At 63.8% G+C, this 20,640-nt stretch carries 19 protein-coding genes and 1 pseudogene; 11 read left to right on the plus strand and 9 right to left on the minus strand.

All coding sequences use genetic code 11. From position 1 onward, the window contains the following. Positions 1–5: 5 nt before the first annotated feature. The 3 genes from QX094_RS26730 (at position 6) to QX094_RS26740 (ending at position 2,689) form a co-directional block, all read left to right on the plus strand. Entirely contained in the window at positions 6–1,202 is a 1,197-nt protein-coding gene (locus QX094_RS26730) for an acetylornithine transaminase (RefSeq protein ID WP_316185051.1), read from the plus strand. 297 nt (positions 1,203–1,499) lie between these two features. Beyond that, on the plus strand, positions 1,500–1,778 hold the full coding sequence (locus QX094_RS26735; RefSeq protein WP_316188355.1) for a hypothetical protein: 279 nt from the start codon (positions 1,500–1,502) through the stop codon (positions 1,776–1,778). 122 nt (positions 1,779–1,900) lie between these two features. Continuing rightward, the gene (locus tag QX094_RS26740) at positions 1,901–2,689 is read left to right on the plus strand and encodes a hypothetical protein (RefSeq protein ID WP_316175421.1); all 789 of its coding nucleotides are present in this window, start codon (positions 1,901–1,903) and stop codon (positions 2,687–2,689) included. Here the strand turns inward: QX094_RS26740 and QX094_RS26745 are convergent. The 3 genes from QX094_RS26745 to pcsA all read right to left on the minus strand — a co-directional run bounded on the left by QX094_RS26745 (position 2,679) and on the right by pcsA (position 5,297). Next, on the minus strand, positions 2,679–3,653 hold the full coding sequence (locus QX094_RS26745) for a quinone oxidoreductase (protein WP_315751589.1): 975 nt from the start codon (positions 3,651–3,653) through the stop codon (positions 2,679–2,681). The genes QX094_RS26740 and QX094_RS26745 overlap by 11 nt on opposite strands. A 184-nt stretch (positions 3,654–3,837) precedes the next feature. Next, positions 3,838–4,566, minus strand: a complete 729-nt coding sequence (locus tag QX094_RS26750) for a TerC family protein (protein WP_315828489.1) — start codon at positions 4,564–4,566, stop codon at positions 3,838–3,840. Next, a complete protein-coding gene (gene pcsA / locus QX094_RS26755; protein ID WP_316167936.1) occupies positions 4,563–5,297 on the minus strand; it encodes a phosphatidylcholine synthase in 735 nt (244 codons plus the stop codon). The genes QX094_RS26750 and pcsA overlap by 4 nt, the downstream gene beginning before the upstream one ends. Positions 5,298–5,415: 118 nt before the next feature. Between pcsA and QX094_RS26760 the strand changes: the two genes are divergently transcribed. Further along, a complete protein-coding gene (locus QX094_RS26760) occupies positions 5,416–6,615 on the plus strand; it encodes a UbiH/UbiF family hydroxylase (protein WP_316185048.1) in 1,200 nt (399 codons plus the stop codon). Between the two features lie 6 nt (positions 6,616–6,621). Here QX094_RS26760 and QX094_RS26765 read toward each other — a convergent pair whose 3' ends face one another. Beyond that, on the minus strand, positions 6,622–7,575 hold the full coding sequence (locus tag QX094_RS26765) for an AEC family transporter (RefSeq protein ID WP_316185047.1): 954 nt from the start codon (positions 7,573–7,575) through the stop codon (positions 6,622–6,624). A 144-nt stretch (positions 7,576–7,719) separates the two neighbouring features. Between QX094_RS26765 and hspQ the strand changes: the two genes are divergently transcribed. Then, positions 7,720–8,052, plus strand: a complete 333-nt coding sequence (gene hspQ / locus QX094_RS26770; protein WP_316185045.1) for a heat shock protein HspQ — start codon at positions 7,720–7,722, stop codon at positions 8,050–8,052. Between the two features lie 131 nt (positions 8,053–8,183). On the opposite strand, the gene QX094_RS26775 is transcribed toward hspQ, so the two are convergent. After that, positions 8,184–8,960, minus strand: coding sequence for an invasion associated locus B family protein (locus QX094_RS26775; RefSeq protein ID WP_315711999.1), 777 nt, complete (start codon positions 8,958–8,960; stop codon positions 8,184–8,186). A gap of 261 nt (positions 8,961–9,221) precedes the next feature. Between QX094_RS26775 and QX094_RS26780 the strand changes: the two genes are divergently transcribed. From QX094_RS26780 to QX094_RS26790, 3 genes are all read left to right on the plus strand, one after another. Beyond that, positions 9,222–11,048, plus strand: a complete 1,827-nt coding sequence (locus QX094_RS26780; protein WP_315712001.1) for an extracellular solute-binding protein — start codon at positions 9,222–9,224, stop codon at positions 11,046–11,048. 51 nt (positions 11,049–11,099) lie between these two features. Further along, a complete protein-coding gene (locus QX094_RS26785) occupies positions 11,100–12,608 on the plus strand; it encodes a class I adenylate-forming enzyme family protein (protein WP_316188356.1) in 1,509 nt (502 codons plus the stop codon). Between the two features lie 108 nt (positions 12,609–12,716). Then, the gene (locus tag QX094_RS26790; protein ID WP_316188357.1) at positions 12,717–13,949 is read left to right on the plus strand and encodes a GGDEF domain-containing protein; all 1,233 of its coding nucleotides are present in this window, start codon (positions 12,717–12,719) and stop codon (positions 13,947–13,949) included. A gap of 295 nt (positions 13,950–14,244) precedes the next feature. Here the strand turns inward: QX094_RS26790 and QX094_RS26800 are convergent, their stop codons facing one another. Both QX094_RS26800 and opgC read right to left on the minus strand, forming a co-directional pair. Beyond that, entirely contained in the window at positions 14,245–14,478 is a 234-nt protein-coding gene (locus QX094_RS26800) for a hypothetical protein (RefSeq protein WP_316188358.1), read from the minus strand. Between the two features lie 60 nt (positions 14,479–14,538). Next, positions 14,539–15,912: an OpgC domain-containing protein gene (gene opgC / locus QX094_RS26805; protein WP_316188359.1), complete on the minus strand. Its 1,374-nt coding sequence runs from the start codon at positions 15,910–15,912 to the stop codon at positions 14,539–14,541. A 574-nt stretch (positions 15,913–16,486) separates the two neighbouring features. Here opgC and QX094_RS26810 point away from each other — a divergent pair. Then, entirely contained in the window at positions 16,487–17,149 is a 663-nt protein-coding gene (locus tag QX094_RS26810; protein WP_315712007.1) for a response regulator transcription factor, read from the plus strand. Here QX094_RS26810 and QX094_RS26815 read toward each other — a convergent pair. Next, entirely contained in the window at positions 17,144–19,264 is a 2,121-nt protein-coding gene (locus QX094_RS26815) for an MASE1 domain-containing protein (RefSeq protein ID WP_316188360.1), read from the minus strand. The genes QX094_RS26810 and QX094_RS26815 overlap by 6 nt on opposite strands. Before the next feature lie 367 nt (positions 19,265–19,631). Between QX094_RS26815 and QX094_RS26825 the strand changes: the two are divergent. Beyond that, a pseudogene (locus tag QX094_RS26825) lies at positions 19,632–19,974 on the plus strand (GGDEF domain-containing protein); the annotation flags it as partial. Positions 19,975–19,994: 20 nt separating this feature from the next. On the opposite strand, the gene QX094_RS34625 reads toward QX094_RS26825, so the two are convergent. After that, positions 19,995–20,300: a DUF2283 domain-containing protein gene (locus QX094_RS34625; protein ID WP_410052262.1), complete on the minus strand. Its 306-nt coding sequence runs from the start codon at positions 20,298–20,300 to the stop codon at positions 19,995–19,997. Between the two features lie 116 nt (positions 20,301–20,416). Between QX094_RS34625 and QX094_RS26830 the strand changes: the two genes are divergently transcribed. After that, entirely contained in the window at positions 20,417–20,638 is a 222-nt protein-coding gene (locus tag QX094_RS26830; protein ID WP_316188361.1) for a hypothetical protein, read from the plus strand. The last annotated feature ends 2 nt before the right edge of the window (positions 20,639–20,640 follow it).

The raw sequence follows: 20,640 nt of genomic DNA on the forward strand, positions 1-20,640 counted from the left end.
TGCACATGCTGACCGCCTCCCATCCCTACGACGCTCTGATGGAGATCACGGCGCGTCCGCGCACCGTCTTCGTTCAGGGCAAGGGGTCCTGGCTATGGGACGACGACGGCAAGCGCTATCTGGACTTCATCCAGGGCTGGGCCGTGAACTCGCTCGGCCATGCGCCGCCGGCGCTGGCCAGCGCGCTCGCCAGCCAGGCGGCGCGCCTGATCACGCCGAGCCCAGCGTATTTCAACGACACCAGCCTGCAGTTCGCCAAGGCACTCGTCGACCGCTCGTGCTTCGACCAGGTGTTCTTCACCAATTCGGGCGCCGAAGCCAATGAAGGCGCCATCAAGCTCGCGCGCAAATACGGCGCTCTGCGCAAGAACGGCGCGTATGAGATCATCACCTTCGAGGGCGGCTTCCACGGCCGCACGCTGGCGACGATGTCGGCTTCTGGCAAGAAGGCGTTCGAGCCGCTGTTCGAGCCCAAGGTCCCGGGCTTTCCAAAGGCACGCCTGAACGACATCGCCTCGGTCGAGGCCCTGATCTCCGACAAGACGGTGGCGATCATGCTCGAGCCGATCCAGGGCGAGGCCGGCGTGTGGCCCGCGACGGACAGGTTCCTGCAGCAGTTGCGGGTGCTGACCACCAGGCACGGGCTGCTGCTGATCGTCGACGAGATCCAGACCGGCATGGGCCGCACCGGAAAGCTGTTCGGCTATGAGCACGCCGACGTCCTCCCGGACATCATGACCTTGGGCAAGGGCATCGGCGGCGGCGTTTCGCTCGCCGCCCTGCTGGCGACCGAAGCGGCGTCTTGCTTCGAGCATGGCGATCAGGGCGGTACCTTCAACGGCAATCCGCTGATGTGTGCGGCGGGACTCGCCGTGCTCGACGTCATCGAGAAGCCGGAGTTTCTGAAGGCTGTCACGGACAACGGGATCTATCTGGAGAGCGAGTTGCAGCGCATCTCGGCAAGGCACGGCCTGGGCGAAGTGCGCGGCCGCGGTCTGTTGCTTGCGCTCGACGTGATCAGGCCGATCGCGCCGGCGATCGTCGCGCATGCCTTCGAGCTCGGCCTGCTGCTGAACGCGCCGCGTCCGGATGCGCTGCGCTTCATGCCGGCCCTCAATGTGACGCGCGATGACATCGCGGCGATGATCGACACGCTGGACGGAATCCTGACCAAGGTCGGCGCTGCGCGCTGCGTCGCCTGATCGAATGCCGTTCGGGACGCAGACTCCGTGCCATACGCGAAGCCTGCGTCCCGCTGCCTACAGATGGGGCACAAACATCGAGGTCGGGCTCGCCGCCATTTGACCTGGATCAAGGACAGCCGTCCCTCTGAACAACGATCCTGATCGCGCCAAACACCTGCGATCCGATGACTTACGTTATATCTATTCTGATATAGCGTGTACGGGATGTGATCAGCTCGGAGGAAGAGGCTTGCCGGGACCAAGCTGATGATCATCCGCCGACAACGAGGTCGGCACGATAGAGGAGATGCAAGAATGGCGAGAGACAATCTGGCTCGGGCGTTGCCGGTCGAAGACAGCGGCAGCCACATCGCCCTGGCCGCGACCGAAGAGGTGCTGATCCACGTTCGCTTCTTCCCGAACTCGGACATCAACTCGATCGGCGAGAAGCCCGCCAGCCTGACCGCCAATGAATGGTATGAGCGCCTGCTCGACATGGCGCGTCCGCATTATCAGACCTTCGCCGGCGGCCGCGGCTTCTTCCGCATCTCCCGCCCCTGTTTCGAGGCGATCCTGAAGGGCGTTGCTGCCTGACGTCGGCTCCCCCTCCGGATGAGGCCGCGGGCGTCCTCTCTGCCTCATCCCTGTCGACCGCGGTGCGCCGGGTGCGCCGCGGTCGCTGGCGTTTTGGTCCGTGCGCGCGTCGGAGGACAACATTGAGCGAAGCGGCTTTCAACGAACTGCGACGGGTCTTCAACGCGCTGCTGGCGTCCGGGCTGGCCTCGCAGAATCTGGCAGACATGCTCGCCGACCGCGCCTTCGATCTGTTCGAAGCCAACATCGATGCCCAGACGGCGCATCTGCCCACCCTCGCCTGCGCCAAGGGCTGCCCCTCCTGTTGCGCGCTGCGCGTGACCGCGACGGCACCGGAGATCTTCCTGCTCGCGCGCTACGCCCGGCAGATCGATCAGCGCATGCCGGCAACCGCGCTCGGCTCGCTGTCACGCCGGATCAAGCTCGCCAACCGCGCGACGCGTGGCTTGAGCGAGACCGAGCGAATGAAGCTGCGCCAGCCTTGCCCATTCGTCGTGCGCGGCGGCTGCATCATCCATCCCGCGCGTCCGCTCGCCTGCCGCGGCCATGCCTCGTTCGACCGGCGCGCCTGCGCGCAGGCCATGGCCGGCCGCGAGGTCGACGTGCCGGTCTCGGCGCCACACGTCGCGCTGCGCGCCCTGGTGCAGGATTCGCTCAGGGACGCGCTCGGTGCTGCGGGGCTCGCCTCTGGCCTCTATGAGCTCAACCAGGGTCTCGTTCTGGCGCTCGACGCCCCCGAGCGCGAGCGCGCCTGGCGCGACGGACAAGACAGCCTCGCGCCGGCGCGGATCGTGGCGTCGACGACGGCAGCGCAGACGGACGCGGTGCTCTGGAGCCGGGCGGCGGGTGACGCTTCGATCCGGGACGAGGTTCCAGAGGCAGAGCCAGGTCGCCAATCTCCTATGGCTTGAGGATCGAGGCCCCGGTCGTGACGCGGCTTTCGAGATCGGCGTGCGCCCGGCCCGCATCCTTGAGCGCATAGGCGTGATTGATCTGCACGTGCAGCTTGCCGCTGATCACCGCCGAGAACAGCGTGTCGGCGCCCTCCAGCAGCTCGGACCGTTTGCCGATGTAGTCGTTGAGCTTCGGCCGGGTCGCGAATAGAGAGCCGTGACTGTTGAGCTCGGCGATCGAGAATGGCGGCACCGGACCCGAGGCATTGCCGAAGCTAACGAACAGACCGCGCGGCTTCAGGCAGGACAAGGAGCCGGGGAAGGTCGACTTGCCGACGCCGTCATAGACCACGTCGCACAATTCGCCGCGGCTGATCTGCTTGACCCGCGCGACGAAGTCCTCCTCGTTGTAGAGGATGACGTGGTCGCAGCCATTGGCCAGCGCCAGATCCGCCTTCGCCGTGGAGCCGACGGTGCCGATGACGTGCGCGCCGAGCGCGCGCGCCCACTGGCAGGCCAGCAGGCCGATGCCGCCCGCGGCGGCGTGGATCAGGACGCGATGGTGCGGCTCGACCTTGAAGGTCTTGTGCAGCAGGTACCAGACCGTCAGCCCCTTGAGCATCAGCACCGCGCCCTGCTCATAGGTGATGTGGTCGGGCAGCTTGACCAGCCGCTGCCAGCCGATGTTGCGCTCGGTGGCATAGCCGCCGAGGTTCTCATAATACGCGACGCGGTCGCCGGGATGGAAATGCGTGACGCCCGGCCCCACGGCGATCACCTCGCCGGCCGCCTCGTTGCCGGCGATGAACGGCAGGCCGGGCGCCTTGTACAGTCCGGTGCGATAGTACACGTCGATGAAGTTGAGGCCGATCGCGTGCTGGCGGATGCGGACCTCGCCGGGGCCGGGCGCGACGAGATCAACCGGCTCATAGACGAGCGCTTCGGGGCCTCCCACCTTGTGCACGCGCACCGCCTTGACCATCCCGCCATCTCCCCTTCGGACTCTCCATCGCCGCCTCCGGGAATCCGGCGAAAGAACCTTCGACACTTACCTGATTCTCATCGACATCCGGCTCCGTTGAAGGAGCCGACCTCCGGCCGCGCATCGGGCGCTGCCGGCGGCAAAAGCGAAGGCGATCACGACGGCCTTGTCAACTCGGCGCCTGTCAGGCGTTGCGCTTCCTGCGGTTGCGCGAGGCCATCACGTTGAAGGCTTCGACTGCCAGCGCAAAGACGATCGCGAAGTAGATGTAGCCGCGCGGGATGTGGAACTCGAAGCCGTCGGCGACCAGCGCGACGCCGATCAGCACCAGGAAGGCGAGCGCCAGCATCTTGGTGGTCGGATGGTTTGCCACGAAACGCGCGACGGGTCCCGAGGACACGTACATGATGACGACCGCGATGATGACGGCGGCGATCATGATCTCGAGATCCTGGGCCATGCCGATCGCGGTGATGATCGAGTCCAGCGAGAACACGAGATCGATGACGATGATCTGCAGAATCACCCAGAAGAACTTGTTGGCGCCGCCGCCCTGCGACCCCTCCTCCCCCTCACGCGCCTCGACCTCGGCATGGATCTCGTGCGTGGCCTTGGCGATCAGGAACAGGCCGCCGGCGATCAGGATGATGTCGCGCCAGGAGAAGCCGAGGCCACCGATCGTAAACACCGGCTGCGTCAGCCCGATCAGCCAGACCAGCACGCTGAGCAGCAGGATGCGGAAGATCAAGGCCAACGCCAGCCCGATCTGGCGGGCGCGTGTCGCCTGCGGCTGCGGGATGCGCGAGGTGATCACCGACAGGAAGATGACGTTGTCGATGCCGAGAACGATCTCGAGGGCGGTCAGGGTGAGCAGCGCGGCCCACGCTTCGGGACTGGTCAGAAGGTCGATCATGCTTTCAAGGATCTCAACAGGCGGATCGCGGAGTCGCTCGCGACGATGTAGAGGGCGATCGCGCACAACAGCGTCGTTACGATCGGGCCCACGGCGAAGTTGTTTCCCAGCACGTCGATGACCAGGACGCCCCAGAGCGCGACCAGCGGCAGCGTCAGCCAGCGCAGCCGCTCGACGCGCACCGGGTGGATGACATGGAACGGGACGAAGGTCAGCGCGATCAGGACCGCGAGACCCAAGGTCGCCAACGATGGCGAGGGATGCAGCAGGAACAGGTAGAATGCCGCGATGTTCCAGAGTCCCGGAAACCCGCGAAAATGATTGTCGTCGCTCTTCATGCGGCGATCGGCGAAATACAGTGCGCCGGTGACGGCGATGCCGACGCCGATGACCGGCGCGGCGAGCGGCAGCAGCATCCCGCTGGCGGTGATGGCGTAGGCCGGCACGAACACATAGGTCGTGAAATCCACCACGAGATCGAGCACGTCGCCCGACCAGTCCGGCTGTACATGGACGACGTCGAGCCGGCGCGCCAGCGGCCCGTCGACGCCGTCGATGATGAGCGCGACGCCGAGCCACCAGAACATCGCAGTCCAATGCTCGCGCACGGCCTCGAGCATCGCGAGCAGCGCGACACCGGCACCGAGCGCGGTGAAGACGTGCACCGAGAACGCCGCGGCACGATGCGCGGGCGTTGCGGCCACCCTGCTCTCTGGTCTCAACTGATCCATGCGGCGCCAGTGCTATCAGGAATCTGAGCCAATTGCATATCCGCCGTTGCGGCCATGCGCCGCGCAGGCTCACGCAATACTCTTGAAAAAGCCCTGCAGGAACGTCAAATGTTCCCGGATGAGCAACACAGACGCCAGCTTTGATGTCATCGTCGTCGGCGGCGGACCCGCCGGGCTCGCCGCCGCGATTGCATTGTCGCAGACCGGGGCGCGGACGGCGCTCGTGGCCCGCAAGGCTCCATATGCCGACAACCGCACCACCGCCCTGCTCGGCGGCTCGGTCGATTTCCTCGACGAGATCGGCGTCTGGTCATCGTGTCGTGACCGCGCCGCCGGCCTGAAGGCGATGCGGCTGGTCGACGATACCGGCCGGCTGATCCGAGCCCCGGAGGTGCGCTTCGTCGCCGACGAGATCGGTCTCGACGTGTTCGGCTACAACATCGCCAATGCCGTCCTGGTCGAGGCGCTGGAACAACGCGCCGGCGAGATCGACGGCCTGGTGCGGATCGCCGAGGATGCGGACAGCGTGCGCAGCGATGCCGATGCGGTGACCGTCACCAGCGCATCGGGCCGCGTGCTGACGGCGCGGCTCGTGGTCGGCGCCGATGGCCGGCATTCGCTGTGCCGCGAGGCCGCCGGCATCGGCGTGAGCCGGCGCACGCTGCAGCAGTCGGCGCTGACCTTCAACATCACCCATGCGCGGCCGCATCACAACGTGTCGACGGAATTCCACACGCCGCAGGGACCCTGCGTGTTCGTGCCGCTGCCGGGCGACCGCTCCAGCGTCGTCTGGGTCGCAGCCCCGAAGGAGGCCGACCGGCTGTTCGCGCTCGACGACGATGCCCTGTCCGCCGCCGCCGAGCGGCAGTCGCATTCGATCTTCGGACGCGTTCGCGTCGAGCCGGGCCGCCATGTGTTTCCGCTCGCGATCGAGCGGCCCCTGCGCTACGCGCAAAACCGCATCGCCCTGGTCGGCGAGGCCGCGCATGTGGTGCCGCCGATCGGTGCGCAGGGACTGAACCTCGGCCTGCGCGACGGCATCGACATCGCCGATGTCGTGCGCAAGGCCAATGCGGCCGGCGAGGATATCGGTGCGCCGCAGGTGCTCGCGCGCTACGGTGCGGCGCGCCGCGCCGACATCCTGAGCCGCACCTTCGCCATCGACGTCGCCAACCGCTCGCTGCTCAGCGATCTCCTGCCGATGCAGTCGCTGCGCGCCGTCGGCATGCACCTGATGAGTGGCATCGGTCCGCTGCGGCGGCTCGCGATGCGCGAGGGTCTGGCGCCGTCATGGAGAGCCACGCGCAGGGCCGGTTGACCACCGTCAGGGAAACACCAGCCGGCCAGTCTGGATCAGCCACATCACGCTGGTCAGGGTGATCACCGAGGCGAAGGTGCCGATCAGCACCGCCGATGAGGCCGGCTCGATCCAGCTGTCATTCTGGCGCGCGATCACGAACACATTGAGCGCCGGCGGCAGCGCCGCCATCAGCACCGCAGTCGCCGCCCAAGGCTGTGCGAACGGCCCGAACAGCAGCATCAGCCCGAACGACAGCAGCGGGTGAACGACGAGCTTCACCACGGTCAGGATCGGCACCTCCCAGGGCAGCCGCTCGAACGGGCGCAGCGCCACGGTCACGCCGAGCGCGAACAGCGCCGTCGGCGCAGCGGCGTTCTGCAGGAACTGCAGGGTGCGGTCGAGCACGGTCGGCGGATGCAGCTGAAACGCCGCCGCCAGGATGCCGGCTGCCGTCGCCATGATCAGCGGGTTCTGCAGGATCTGGCGCAGCACCGTGCGCAGCGCGTGCGCCACCGAGGCGTGATCGCGCTCGGTCAGCTCGACGAGCAGCGGCACGATCGAGAACAGGAAGATGCTGTCGCAGCAGAAGATCAGCGCGGTCGGCGCCGCCGCCTTGGTCCCGAGCACGGCCAGCGCCAGCCCAGGCCCCATATAGCCGATGTTGCCGTAGCCGCCCGCGAGCCCGGCCATGGTCGCCTCGCGTAGCGACAGCCGCCCGATGGCCTTGCCGAGCACGAGCGCCAGGGCGAAGGTGAGCATGGTGGCGAGCGTCGTTGCAACCAGGAAGGGAGGGTTGCTCAGCTCCGTGAACGGCGTGCGCGCGATGAGGTTGAACATCAAAGCGGGCAGCGAGACGTAGAGCAGGAAGAAGTTCATCCAGGCGAGCCCGGCTTCGGGCAGCCTCCTCCACTTACCGCAGGCGAAGCCTATGAAAACGACGCCGAAATAAGGCAGGGCCAGATTGAGAATGTCGAACATGGGCTCGGAAGATGACCCCCTGAGGGGGCCTGGGAAGGGCCTGGAATGCGGGGGCGTCGCGGCTTGACGCGAATCGGATTGGTCTAGATCAAATCCGCCCGCGGGGCACTAGCATCGCTCCCCATCCTGGTCTATTCGACTGGGATGATCAAAGCGCGAACTGCCAAGTTTCAGATCGGCCAGATCGTCCGGCATCGGGTGTTCTCGTTCCGGGGCGTGATTTTTGACATCGATCCGGAGTTCAACAACACCGAGGAATGGTGGTTGTCGATTCCCGAGGAGGTCCGTCCGCACAAGGACCAGCCATTCTATCACCTGCTGGCCGAGAACGCGGAATCCGAATACGTCGCCTATGTCTCCGAGCAGAACCTGGTTCCCGACGAGTCCGGCGAGCCGATCCGCCATTCCCAGGTTGCGGAGATCTTCATCAAGGACAAGTCGGGCGGCTATCGTCCGCGCAATTCGCTGATGAACTGACCTATCGACCGGAGGGTTTCAACCCAGCGCTGGTTCCGGCGCGCAAGTTCCCCTCACATCATCAGTTCGCAGAACGAAAAAGGCGCTCCGAATGGAGCGCCCTTGATTTTGCGGTATGGACCCGACCGGCGTTACTGCTTCGCCTGCGGCTGGCCTGGCTGGGTCTGCTCGAGCTTCTTGCGCTGCTCCTCGGCGCGCTTCTGCAGCTCTTCCTGCAGCTTCTTCTGGGTCTCCTCGAACTGCTTCGGGTCGGTCGGCGGGCCATCATAGGCTTTGGCGAAGCTGCTGTTGCCTTCCTGCAGCGGCAGCGGCAGCGTCAGCGCGGTGCCGTTCGAGTTGATCGCCTGGACAAACAGGGTCTGGCCCTTCTTCAGGTTGTTCACGAACTCAGGCGTGGCTTCGTAGTCCGACATGCAGCCGTTCTGGAAGCAGATGACGTATTTGCCTTCCATGAACTGGTTGTTGTCGATGACGATGCGGGTTCCGGGCTGGAGCTGCATGCCGAGCGGCAGGGTCACACGCAGGATCTTCTTCGGCTCGCCTTCGGGCTCGATGATGACGGCTGCAACCACAGGCTGACCGGATTCGATGCGGCCGTCCTTGCCGATGAAGCAGACCTGCTTGGCGTTGGCATCCTGCCCCTTCAGGCAGAACTTGGTCCACGGCGCGTAGATCAGCTGCGGCATCTCCTGCTGAGCCTGGGCCTGAGGCTGGCCGCCGGCGGGAGGAGTGGCAGGGGCCTGGGCGGCCGGAGCGGGAGCCTTGGGAGCGGCAGCCGGAGCCTTCGCCTTCGGCGCTTGAGTCTGCGCAACCGAAGGAGCGAAGGAAACGGCCAGCGCGGTGACCGCGAGCAGCGCGACAAGCCGCCCACGCGGCCCAACCGACGAGGCCAAGTCACGGAAATTCATTGCGGAAAACCCTTTCTGAACGGCAGCGCCCGAGACCGCCAAAGGCGCCACACCAAGCCGTTGAAGCGGCTGTCTCCTCAGGAAATGAGGCGGTTAAGTGACAGGCGTTGCCGCCTTCACTCAATCGCCCGCCTTCTTAACGCGGTGCGCGGAAGAATCAATGCCGCGAGACCATGTCGAAGCCGCGGTCTAGCGCTGGCGAGCCTGTGGTAAAAGCCCCTTGTGACCTGTTCCGAATCAAATGCTTGCGCCCCGATCCTGATGCTGCAACGCATGTTCAGCGCGGCCGTGCGATGTGTCGCCGTCATCCTGGCATTGTTGCCCGAGGTCTACACTCCCATGGCGAAAGCGGCAGAAACTGCGGCGATCGCCATGCATGGTCACCCGGCCTTGCCCGCCGACTTCGACCACATGGCGTACGCGAATCCCGACGCGCCCAAGGGCGGTCGTCTGGTCTGGGGACTGCTCGGCACCTTCGATAGCCTGAACCCGTTCATCGTCCGCGGCATCGCAGTGCAGCAAATCCGCAGCTATGTGGTCGAGAGCCTGCTCACCCGCGGCAATGACGAGCCGTTCACGCTGTATGGCCTGCTGGCGAAAACCGTCGAGACCGACGAGAACAGGACCTATGTCACCTTCCGGATCGACCCGCGCGCCCGCTTCTCCGACGGCAGCCGGGTGCGCGCCGAGGACGTGGCGTTCTCCTTTGCGCTGCTGCGTGATCACGGCCGCCCCAACCACCGGCAATACTACGGCAAGGTCGCCAGGGTCGACGTGCTTGATCCGCTGACCATCCGGTTCGATTTCGGCGGCGCCGAGGACCGCGAGTTGCCGCTGATCCTCGGCCTGATGCCGATTTTGGCGAAGCACGCGACCGACCTGGCGAGCTTCGAGGACACGACGATGACCGCGCCGCTCGGGTCGGGCCCGTATCGTGTCACCGCGGTGCAGCCGGGATCCAGTGTCACCCTCACCCGCAATCCGGACTATTGGGGACGCGACCTGCCGGTCAACCGCGGATTGTGGAACTTCGACGAGGTCCGGCTCGATTACTACCGCGAGTCCAATGGACAGTTCGAAGCCTTCAAGCGCGGGCTGTACGACTTCCGCGTCGAGACCGAACCGCTGCGCTGGCACGACGGCTACGACTTCCCGGCCGCGCGCAATGGCGAGGTCATCCGCGACAACTTCACCTCGGGGATGCCGCAGCCCTCGCAGTTCCTGGTGTTCAACACGCGGCGGCCGGTGTTCGCCGACGTGAAGGTGCGCCGTGCGCTGACGCTGCTGTTCGATTTCGAATGGATCAACCGCAACTACTTCTTCGGGCTGTACCGCCGCAGCGGCGGCTATTTCGCCGGATCCGAGCTTTCGGCCTATGGACGTCCAGCCGATGCGGCCGAGCTCGAGCTGTTGAAGCCGTACGCCGCGCAGATCCCCCCCGATATCATGGACGGCAGCTACCGCCTGCCGATCACCGACGGGTCCGGCCGCGACCGCGCAACGCTGAAGGCGGCGCTCGATCTGCTTGGCGAGGCCGGCTACGGCTTCGACGGGACGGTCTTGCGGTATCGGACGACGCGGGCCCCCCTCGCCTTCGAGATCCTGGTCACGACGCGCGATCAGGAGCGTATTGCGCTGGCTTACGCCGGCAGTCTCAAGCGGGCCGGCATCAATGCGTCCGTCAGGGTCGTCGATCCCGTGCAGTTCGACCAGCGCCGCCTGAGCTTCGAGTTCGACATGATCCAGAACCGCTGGGACCAGTCGCTGTCTCCCGGCAACGAGCAGGCGTTCTATTGGGGCAGCGAGGCCGCCGATCGGACCGGAACCCGCAACTACATGGGCGCCAAGGATCCGGCGATCGACGCCATGATCGCGGCGCTGTTGCGCGCCCGCGACAGGCCGGAATTTATCTCGACGGTTCGCGCATTGGACCGTACCCTGATGGCGGGGTTCTACGCTATTCCAGTGCTCAATGCCGCCGAGGAATGGATCGCGCGGTGGAATCGTATAGAACGGCCAGAGAGGACGGCTTTGACGGGAGCGCTCCCGGAGAGCTGGTGGCAGCGGCCGGAGCCGGCACGGAAGTGACCAATCGGGGCAATTGGTCGTGGCCGGGTCCGTGAAAGTACGGGGCAACAGGTGAATCAGGCCAATACGTCGCCGACGCTCGACGCGTTGTTTCAACGCATCCTGGCGCGCAAGCCGGATACGGTTGCGCTGGTCGATCCGATCAACAAGCAGCGCGTCACCGGGCGACCGCCGATGCGCCTGACCTATGCCGAAGCCGATCGCGTGATCTCGGCGCTGGCCGCGCACTTCGTCGACGCCGGCCTGCCGGCTCATTCGGTGATCGCGGTCCAACTGCCCAACACGATCGAGTTCGTGCTGACGGTGCTGGCCGCGCATCGCGCCGGCCTCGTGGTCGCCGTATTCCCGCTGCTGTGGCGTCAGTCGGAGCTCGTGGCGGCGCTGAACCGCACCAGCGCGCGCGCCATCGTCACGATGTCGAAGATCGACGGCGTGATTCACTCCGATCTCGCGATGAATGCGGCGGCGGAGGCGTTCTCGATCCGCCACGTCTGCGGCTTCGGCTCCGACCTGCCCGAGGGGATGTATTCGCTGGACCAGTCGATCGCAAAACCCTCGCGCTCGACGCGCGGGCTCATGCCGGACGGCCGCAAGGCCGCGATCGTCTCCTTCGACGTGACCGCCGACGGCTTCCGCGCCGTGCCGCGCACCCATTTGAGCCTGATCGCCGGTGGGCTCGCCGTCTCGCTCGAGAGCGATCTGCCGCAGGGCGTGAACATGATGTCGGCCTTCCTGCCGTCGTCATTCGCCGGCCTCGCCGCCTCGGTCGTGACATGGCTGTTGTCCGGCGGCACCCTTGCGCTGCACCACCCGTTCGACGCCGACGCGCTGGAACAGCAGCTCGCGGAGCTGGCCTGCGATACGCTGGTCGCCCCGGCTCAACTCGCCTTGCGTCTCGACGAGGGCAATCTGGCCGCGCGGCTGCCGAACCTGCGCTATGTGCTCGGCCTGTGGCGCGCGCCTGAGCAGGTGGCGTCGAGCGCATCGTGGAAGACGCGCGATATCGAGATGACCGACGTCTATCTGTTCGGCGAAGCCGGACTGTTCGCCGTGCGCCGCACCGCGGCCGATGGCAGTCCCGGTCCGGTCAAGCCGGGCCGCCAGGGCGCGCCGCGCGAACAGCCGGGCTCGTCGATCGCCGGCGAGATCCTGGTGACGCCGAAGGGCACGCTCGGGCTGCGTGGCCCCATGGTCGTGTTGGCCGCCTACGCGCCGCCGCAACCGCCGAGCGACTCGCTGATGCCGGCACCGCCGCGCGACTACGTCGACACCGAATACGCCGTGCGCCTCGACCGCGCCCAGGACACGATCTCGATCACGGCGCCGCCGGCCGGCGTGATGGCCGTGGGCGGCTACCGCTTCCTCGCCCAGGACCTGCACGAATGGTCGAGGCGGCTCGGCCAGGGTGCGCTGCTGACCGCTCTGCCCGACCGTCTCAGCGGTCACCGCCTCGCGGGCCGCGCGATGGACAATGCGCGCGCGCGGGAAGCGCTCGCCGAGCTGGGACTCAATCCGCTGATGGTCGAGGCCTTCCGCGACCGCGCCGGCTCGGGCGGCTGATCCTGCCGGACAGCTACGGAACCGTCATGTTTGGAACAGTGTTGACGCTGCGTTAACGGGAGGGACCTAGGATCGCGATGTAACGTCAGCGTATCCTGAGTTTCCTGGATGTCCCCACAAGGCCCGCTTCTCATCGTCTCCTCGTCCACGCGGCCTTCGCTGAGTGCGGCCCTCGCGGTGGCGCAAATTCTCCCCTCCGTCGAGACGCGCTGGGCTGATGCGATCAGCACGATGTCCAAGGTTCAGCCGGCGGCGGTCGTTGCCGTCGTCGAGGATGCTGATGCAACCGAGCTTGCGGCGTTCTCGCGTCATGTCGGCGCGCGCAAGCCGTACGTGCCGCTGATCGCAATCGCACCCGGTGGCGCTGTCCTGCCCGACCACGCCATTCCCTTGCATGGCAGCGACAATCACGAGCGGCTGCTGGCGCGGCTGCGCGCGGCGTTGCGCGTCCGCACGCTGCACACCACCGTGCTGCGCCGTCTCGATGAGAAGAAAGCACCCGACGCCACACTGCCGGAAACAGATCCGCTCGATGACGCGACCGTGCTGCTGCTCGGCCGCGGCAGCTCCCTGCCCGGCCTGTCGGTCGCGCTCGGCGAACGCATGGCGGTCGTCGGCGCGCTCAGCATCGAAGCCGCCGCCAAACATCTGTCGAGCCGCGACATCGACGGCATCGTGCTCGGCGAAGGGTTTTCGCCGCGCGTGGTCGATGCGTTCCTCGCGGTGCTCGCCGAGGACACCCGCTTCCGCAACCTTGCCGTCGTCGTCACTGCCAACCAGCCGGCGCCGCTGCAGGAACTCGCCAATCTCGAGATCATCGCCGGCGCTCCCGCGCACATCGCGGCCAGCGCGCTGCCCCTGATCCGCCAGCACGCCTTCGAAGCCCGCCTCAACCGCACGCTGCGCGCCATCGAAGCCGGCGGCATGCTCGACCCGCAGACCGGCCTGCTCACCCGTAACGCCTTTGCGCGCGACTTTGCCTCCGCCGTCAGCCAGACCCAGAAGAGCGGCGGCAGCCTGGCGGTGGCCCGCTTCGCCTTCGATCCGGTCAATCCGCGCGCCCAGTATGACGGCGCCCGCATCATCAGCCGCCTGATGCGACGGATGGATTTCGGCACCCACGAGGACAACGGCTCTGTCGTCGTCGTGTTCGCCGAGACGGATCTGCGCTCGGCCCACGCCATCGCCCGCCGCCTCTCCAGCGTGATGCGCCACACCTCGCACGGCAAACGCGACACGCGCACGGAGCCTTCGGTCACCGTCGCCGCGCTGCAGCCGGGCGACACCGCGCGCACCTTGCTGGCCCGCGTCTACGGCGAGGCGCAACGCGCGGCTTCATAGAACGTTGCCTGCGTCACGGGCGTCATTGCGAGTGACCTGCCACCGAAGTTTCATCTAGGAGCATTTAGAGTCCTGTTGGGTTTTACGCCGAGTGGCGCGGGTGCAGCAACGGGCGATTGGCGGAGCTGGTGGGGGTTGCGCAGCCGATCGCCCGTTGCGGTGCGGTTGGCCGCATAGGCCGTAAATTCTTAGGGCAGGTCACTACAACAAAGCATATAACGTCAGATCTGAGCCCTTCGTCTGGACCAAGAAAAAGGCCCGGCAACGCCGCTTCAAAGACCGCCGTATCACCGAGCTATGATTCCGGGTACCAGGTCCGCTTGCGCATGCCAGTTGAAACGGTCTCGTGTGCACGCACATGGGTGCAGATCGTGATAACGAGCGCAAGCCGGCTGCACTGCCAGTCAGCGCCGAGCGCGGCGCTAGTGGGTGACGTCACGTTGACCGACAATAATGCCGCTACGCTGGCAAACATCACGCACGCCGCGATCAGCACCGCTCCCTTGTGGGTCCTTGGGTGGGAAATCATGGCCTTGGCTCCTGTACGATGGCCGGAAGAAGAAAGGGCAGGCTCCACAGTCCTTGTGATCTAATTCACGACCTGACCCACAGTTTTCGCGGGTGGCCCGAAGGCGTGCGCGATTGCTGGCGCTGGATCAGCGCCGCAGCCGGACTCGCGCACCGGAGCAAACAGCATCTTTGTTCGGCCACCTCGTCGGCCCGAGGCGGGCGGCGTGGACGGAATGTCAACGCCGAGCGCCTTGGCTGTCGTGAGATTGACGACCAGCTCAAACCTGGTTGTCTGCTCGACGGGCTTCGCGTCCGGCTGCTGCCTCGGCTTGATCTTGATCAAGTTCAGCAGCGTCGCCGCCACGATCATCACCAGGACGCCGCCAACACTGAGCGCGATCTGCATCGTCAGCCCCTCCGAGATGCCGAGCAGCGCCAGGCGGCTGGCGAACGTCAGCAGAACGCCGACGCAGTAGATTGGCAGCGAATTCTGGCCACAGAGAATGGCGCCGCGCATCACCGCCGTCGTCAGCCCTCGCCAATTGCGAGGCACTAACCATACCACCAAAACCGCAAGGGCCAAGAAATGCAGCAGTCGCAATGGATCGAGATTAGATTTGTCCATCGGGTAAAGCAGCGTCAGCAGCGCCCGCGGGACCAGCGCTTCCAGCGGTTTGATGCTCCAGCTCAATGCGATGATGAGGCTGAACACCAGATAGAGAGCGGCAGCCACAAGCGCGGTGCGTGAGGTCACCCATGGCCGGGCTCTCTTGTCTTCGATCATCCACCACACGCCAAGCACGACCAGCAGCTGCCAGGCCAGCGGATTGAAGGCCCAGTGGCCGTTCGGCCATGCCGGGATGGTCCATCCGAAGACGTGCACCAGTGCGTAAAGCAGCAGCGACGCGCCGAGCGTTGCGTTCGGCGCTCGCAGCAGCAGCCACAGCAGCGGCGCGAACAAAAGGTGATAAAGCACGAAGAGCGGCAAGACGTCGGTGTTGACGGGGCAGTATTGCAGGATCGCCGCGTGCGCGAGCGTCGCGCCCGGCTGTTCCAACAGAATGCGCGTATTGCTCTCGTCGGCAAGATGGCCGCCGCCTGCGAGGTGAACCATGATGGCGCAGGCGAGCGTGAGCAGCAGAAATGCAACATAAATATCCCAGCTTCGCCACAGCGTCCGGCCGATCACGCCGGTCCAGCCCCCGCAGCGCCATGCCTTGCCGTAGGCCAACGTGCAGGTTACGCCCGACACGAACATGAACACTTCCGCGGCATCGCTGAAGCCGTAGTTCCGCAGTGTCAGCCAGCTCCCGATGTTGTTGGGGACATGATCAAGAAAGATGCACCAGAGCGCGATGCCGCGGCAGGCATCAATGCGCAAATCGCGGCCGTAGCCTTTCAGCTCCGGCAACGCGCCTACCGATGGCTTCAGGTCGGCAGTTCGATCATGCATCTGATTGCCCCGTCCGGCGTACGAGCACGCTTCAAGAGGGACCGAATTTGACAAAAAGTCACCGCCGCGCTGCCGGATCGTGACAACGCCGCAATCTAGATTTGCTTCACGCCGACCCCGGCCACGAAAGCTATTACGATAACGATCATATGGCGGCGCTTGGTAGAACCTGCTGGCGCGTGAGGCTGTCCGTTTGACGATCATCGTTCAAACGGCAGAGCGCGTAAATCAGCCGGAGGTCCACAGAGAGAGGTTCCTAGGTCCTATGATCAAGGTACCGTACAGATCTCGGCATCAATCACCTTTGCCTACAGGCGAAGGAGACTCTGAGTCCCACGACTTTCGTGGTCCGTACTCGCGCTCCGACCGTGCGGTGACTACAATTACACCACACAACGGCATTCGGCTCCTACCTTGAGTGCCCGGCGGCGAACCGCTGGTTGGGTCAAGGATGATGGCGGAAGACGGTATCGAGAGCCCGTCTTCCGCCAGCTTCTTCCTCGCCAAAGACCCGAAGGTGGGTGTATGTTTTTTTGAGTTGGATCTCCGTGCAATGGGATGACGGAGAGCTTTTATGAAAGTTCTTATTGTCGACGACCATGCATTAATCCGCGAGGCGTTGCACGCTGTCGTGAAACAACTGAAGCGAGACTCCGTCATTTTTGAAGCTTCGAACGGCCGTGAGGCAGTGCACATAGTCGAGGAACATCCTGACATCAGCCTCATTTTGCTTGATATCAATTTGCCTGATCGAGATGGCTTCTCTGTCCTCCGCGAACTGCGTGACCGCTATGCGACCATTGCTATCGTCATTCTCTCGTCCTCGGATGATCAAGATACAGTCAGGCGCGCTTTCAAACTTGGCGCTCTGGGTTTCATCCCGAAAACTACCGAACGTGAGGTCATGCTCAACGCCATCAAGTTAGTGTTCTCTGGCGGCATTTACATTCCCTCGGAGATACTTGAGGAACCAACGTCTCCGCGGCCTGCAAATAAGCTAGCGACGCGCGACTCTCCCAAGGGTCTCGGGTTGACCGATCGGCAGATTGAAGTGCTTGCGCTCCTGATGAAGGGAAAAAGCAACAAGATCATTGCCAAGACCCTCGATATGGCCGTGCCGACAGTGAAGAACCACATCACGGTCGTTCTCAAGGCACTCAATGTAACGAGTCGCACCGAGGCAGTAATAGAAGTAGGAAAAATGGGCTGGGAATTGTCGCCGAAATCTGATTCATAACGCCGCCCCGGTGTCTCTCCTATCGTCTTGATCCCTCAAGAACTCGTGCATGACAGCGCGGAGCCGCATTGGGTCGACAGGTTTGTGCAGCAAAATGTACCCTCTATCCTTAGCGTCACGTAATGGTTCGGGTGCGGTATCGCCGCTGGTGAGGATAGCTGGAATTGATGAGCCAAACGCCGCACTAATTTGTTCAATTGCTCGGATCCCGGTCTTTCCGCTGGCAAGATGATAATCCGAGATTATAAGATCGAGGCGTTGTTGGCGCTCAGCCAGTCGGATGAGCGCAGCTTCGTCGGATCCGGCGGTAAGGACGGAGTATCCCCATTTGCCAAGCAATCCGCCCGTCTCCTCTCGCACAATTGGAGCATCGGCAATAACAAGAATTACCTTACCTTCGACCGCAACGACTGGGGGGCGAGGTGAGTCGACGGGCTCAGTGGACGTGACGCATTTATCGGCCATCGGAATCAGGATTGCGAATCGCGAACCTCGGCCCACAGTCGAAGCTAAGTCGACTTGATGGTTGAGAAGTACGCGAAGCCTGTCGACAATAGCCAGGCCGAGCCCCAGGCCGCCGTACCGGTTCCGTTCTGGGCCGGGTAGTTGAAAAAACTCGCCAAAGATATTCTGCTTCTGATCCTCAGGAATGCCGGGACCGCTATCCCATACTTCGATACGCAACATTTCACCGCGCCGACGACATCCGACGATGATCCCGCCCCGTGACGTATAGCGCACAGCATTGGATACCAGATTGAGCAGTATGCGTTCGAGCAGCATGGCGTCGCTCCGCACCCAGGCGTCACTTCGCCGAACGCGTAGACGCAAGCCTTTTTCTCGCGTTGCCTGATCAAACGTAGTCTCAATTGTTTGCAACAGGCGCGCGATCGGGAATTCGGTAATTTTGGGTGTAAGGATTCCAGCATCGAGCCTGGAAATATCCAGGAGCGAGTTGAACATTTCATCCATTTCTTTGCGCGTTGCATCGATCCGCTCGATCGTCTTTGTCCTTTCCCCCGATTTGAGCGGCGTGCGCAGCTGTGCAACGAACAGGCCTAGTGCATGTAATGGCTGCCGCAAATCATGGCTTGCCATGGCAAGAAAGCGCGATTTTGCTGCATTGGCGAGCTCCAGCTCTTGCGTACGCTCAGCGACCTTCCGTTCGAGTTCCATCTGCGCGTGGCGCAGACTTTCCTCCGCTTTCTTGCGCACCTCGACGTCGGCGCTCAGTAGCAAGCTTGGAACGGTAATACTGATCAAAAACATCAATACCAGCAGGAATGAAACGTTGAGATCCACGGTCGTGAAGGGGCCGCCGCCCGTGAGCGTCCCCCAAATCGTGATCCCCGCAAGCACCAGCGCAACCGTTGCGGTGTCACGTGGACCGCGGCGCAGCGCCGCCCACAACATTGGCAGGATCGCGAGAAAACCCAATGGATTTCGGCTCGGCGTTTGCTCGATCAGGGGGCTGAAAGCAATGAGTCCAACAGCCGCCGCTGTTGCGAGGACGCCGACCGTCTCCAAGAATTCCTTGCGGTTGAAAGCATGGTAGGGGCTTGATGCCCAAAGCACGATAACGGGGGCAATGACCAGCGCGCCGGTCACATCTCCCAGCCACCATGTGACCCAGGCGTTTGCGAAATTCGTCCGTTCGATGTACCCGGCGGTTGCCAGGCTGGACAGTCCAATGCTGGCGCTGATCGGTGTCGCGATCACGAGGCAAATCAAGGTAAACTTCGCGACAGAATATGGCGTCGAAAACGTATTACATCCGCTCGACCATCGATTGATTAGGTAAGCGCCAACAACCGCTTCAAGAGAGTTACCGGTCGCAATCGCAATCGCGGTGGCAACCGAGCCGGCGGTCGTCGCATTGGCGATCACCGCCGCCGTGAAAATTGCGGGCCAAGTCCGATATCCCCACAACAGCACCGCCGCCAGCGCGACACCTGTCGGTGGCCAAATTGGCGTTGCACTGGGATGAATAGAGGCGAGAGCAAGGCCACCTTTTGCCAGGGCGAAATAGATCGGTCCAATTGCGACCAGACCGCCAGCATAGCTAATGCCTCGGCGGAAATTTATCTCCGGCGATAGTGATCGTGGATCGGACATCGTCGATGCCTGAACTAGGCAGTTGGATCGCCCCCCACAACTGACCTTTGATCTTCTTGAAGATCTGCGAAACTGATCTCGTTGATAAAAATCTGTGAAACATTAATCCTCTTTAGGGACTCGTGCGACCATCTCAAGGTTGCACACGCGTTCGAGCCGGACTTAGCTAGCGCTCGCATGATGCCGATACCGGCGAGCATCGCAGGCCCGCCCTGTTCTGCAACTGACCTGCCACCGAAGTTTCATCCGGTAGGATTTAGAGTCCTGTTGGGTTTGACGCCGAGTGGCGCGGGTGCAGCAACGGGCGAATGGCGGAGCTGGTCGGGGTTGCGCCGCCGATCGTCCGTTGCGGGGAGGTTGGCGGCTGAAGAATGGCGGCGGCCTTGCCGTCGCGCGCTTCGCCTTCGATCACGTCGACCCCCGCGCCCAATATGACGGCGCGCGCATCATCAGCCGGCTGATGCGCCGGATGGATTTCGGGACCCACGAGGACAACGGCTCGGTCGTGGTCGTGTTCGCCGAGACCGATGATCTGCGTTCGGCGCATGCGATCGTGCGGCGGCTGTCGAGCCGTGATGCGCCATACCTCGCATGGCAAGCGCAACACGCGCATGGAGACGGCGGTGACCGTCGCCGCGCTGTAGCAGGGCGACACCGCACGCACGCTGCTGGCCCGGGTCTATGGCGAGCCGCAGCGCGCGGCGTCGTGAAGCCCACTAGTAAGCCTGCCTCAGGCAAGCACTTCAATTCCGATGAGCCGCCCATCCGCATCGAGATCCAGGATTATGTCGGCGCCAACGTATGAAAGAAGGTCAGACAATGGTACTTGCCTGGCAGAGCACCCCTTTGTTCCTGACCCGGGATGCTCAGGCAACATCAGATACGCCACGTTCGGATCGTCTGCACTAATGCGAAGTGCGATGTTACGTTGCGTCATCGACATCTCCCAAGCAGGCGCATCAACGTCCGTAAGGTGGGTACACGCGCACGCACGATCTCGCCATATGTGAGCGCAAGACGGCGCCGTGCCCGCCATCCCAAGAAATTAGCCGAGCGTACCATAAATTGTAAGGGATCGCTTCCAGCAAGTCCAAGACACGGCGTGTGCGCGTGGCTCGCATATCCTGACTTCGGTCGTCAGATCTCATCGCCTTGGCCACGATCTCAACCGAACACTGGCATCTTCAGATCGCGCATTTGCCCCACTCGTCTGATGCTATCACCCTTAGTTCGGGGGCGTCTGACGAAGCGAAGGATGGCGCGATGCAAAACCGACAATCTCGCGATGAGACCGACTGGATCAGCGTGATCGCGATCGTCTCAGTCTTCACGATCGCCAGCCTTGCGTTGCATTTCGGCTGGATCCTTCGCTAACG

This window comes from Bradyrhizobium sp. SZCCHNS1050 (assembly GCF_032484785.1).
In the GTDB taxonomy this organism is placed as follows: Bacteria; Pseudomonadota; Alphaproteobacteria; order Rhizobiales; family Xanthobacteraceae; genus Bradyrhizobium.

Excerpts from the sequence above, each read along its gene's own strand:
- QX094_RS26800 (WP_316188358.1), bottom strand. The coding sequence starts at position 14,478 with ATGATTTCCCACCCAAGGACCCACAAGGGAGCGGTGCTGATCGCGGCG.
- QX094_RS34625 (WP_410052262.1), bottom strand. The coding sequence starts at position 20,300 with ATGGCGGGCACGGCGCCGTCTTGCGCTCACATATGGCGAGATCGTGCG.
- QX094_RS26765 (WP_316185047.1), bottom strand. The coding sequence starts at position 7,575 with ATGTTCGACATTCTCAATCTGGCCCTGCCTTATTTCGGCGTCGTTTTC.
- QX094_RS26745 (WP_315751589.1), bottom strand. The coding sequence starts at position 3,653 with ATGGTCAAGGCGGTGCGCGTGCACAAGGTGGGAGGCCCCGAAGCGCTC.
- QX094_RS26760 (WP_316185048.1), top strand. The coding sequence starts at position 5,416 with ATGAGCAACACAGACGCCAGCTTTGATGTCATCGTCGTCGGCGGCGGA.
- opgC (WP_316188359.1), bottom strand. The coding sequence starts at position 15,912 with ATGCATGATCGAACTGCCGACCTGAAGCCATCGGTAGGCGCGTTGCCG.
- QX094_RS26775 (WP_315711999.1), bottom strand. The coding sequence starts at position 8,960 with ATGAATTTCCGTGACTTGGCCTCGTCGGTTGGGCCGCGTGGGCGGCTT.
- QX094_RS26780 (WP_315712001.1), top strand. The coding sequence starts at position 9,222 with ATGCTGCAACGCATGTTCAGCGCGGCCGTGCGATGTGTCGCCGTCATC.
- QX094_RS26730 (WP_316185051.1), top strand. The coding sequence starts at position 6 with ATGCTGACCGCCTCCCATCCCTACGACGCTCTGATGGAGATCACGGCG.
- hspQ (WP_316185045.1), top strand. The coding sequence starts at position 7,720 with ATGATCAAAGCGCGAACTGCCAAGTTTCAGATCGGCCAGATCGTCCGG.
- QX094_RS26815 (WP_316188360.1), bottom strand. The coding sequence starts at position 19,264 with ATGTCCGATCCACGATCACTATCGCCGGAGATAAATTTCCGCCGAGGC.
- pcsA (WP_316167936.1), bottom strand. The coding sequence starts at position 5,297 with ATGGATCAGTTGAGACCAGAGAGCAGGGTGGCCGCAACGCCCGCGCAT.
- QX094_RS26810 (WP_315712007.1), top strand. The coding sequence starts at position 16,487 with ATGAAAGTTCTTATTGTCGACGACCATGCATTAATCCGCGAGGCGTTG.
- QX094_RS26790 (WP_316188357.1), top strand. The coding sequence starts at position 12,717 with ATGTCCCCACAAGGCCCGCTTCTCATCGTCTCCTCGTCCACGCGGCCT.
- QX094_RS26735 (WP_316188355.1), top strand. The coding sequence starts at position 1,500 with ATGGCGAGAGACAATCTGGCTCGGGCGTTGCCGGTCGAAGACAGCGGC.
- QX094_RS26750 (WP_315828489.1), bottom strand. The coding sequence starts at position 4,566 with ATGATCGACCTTCTGACCAGTCCCGAAGCGTGGGCCGCGCTGCTCACC.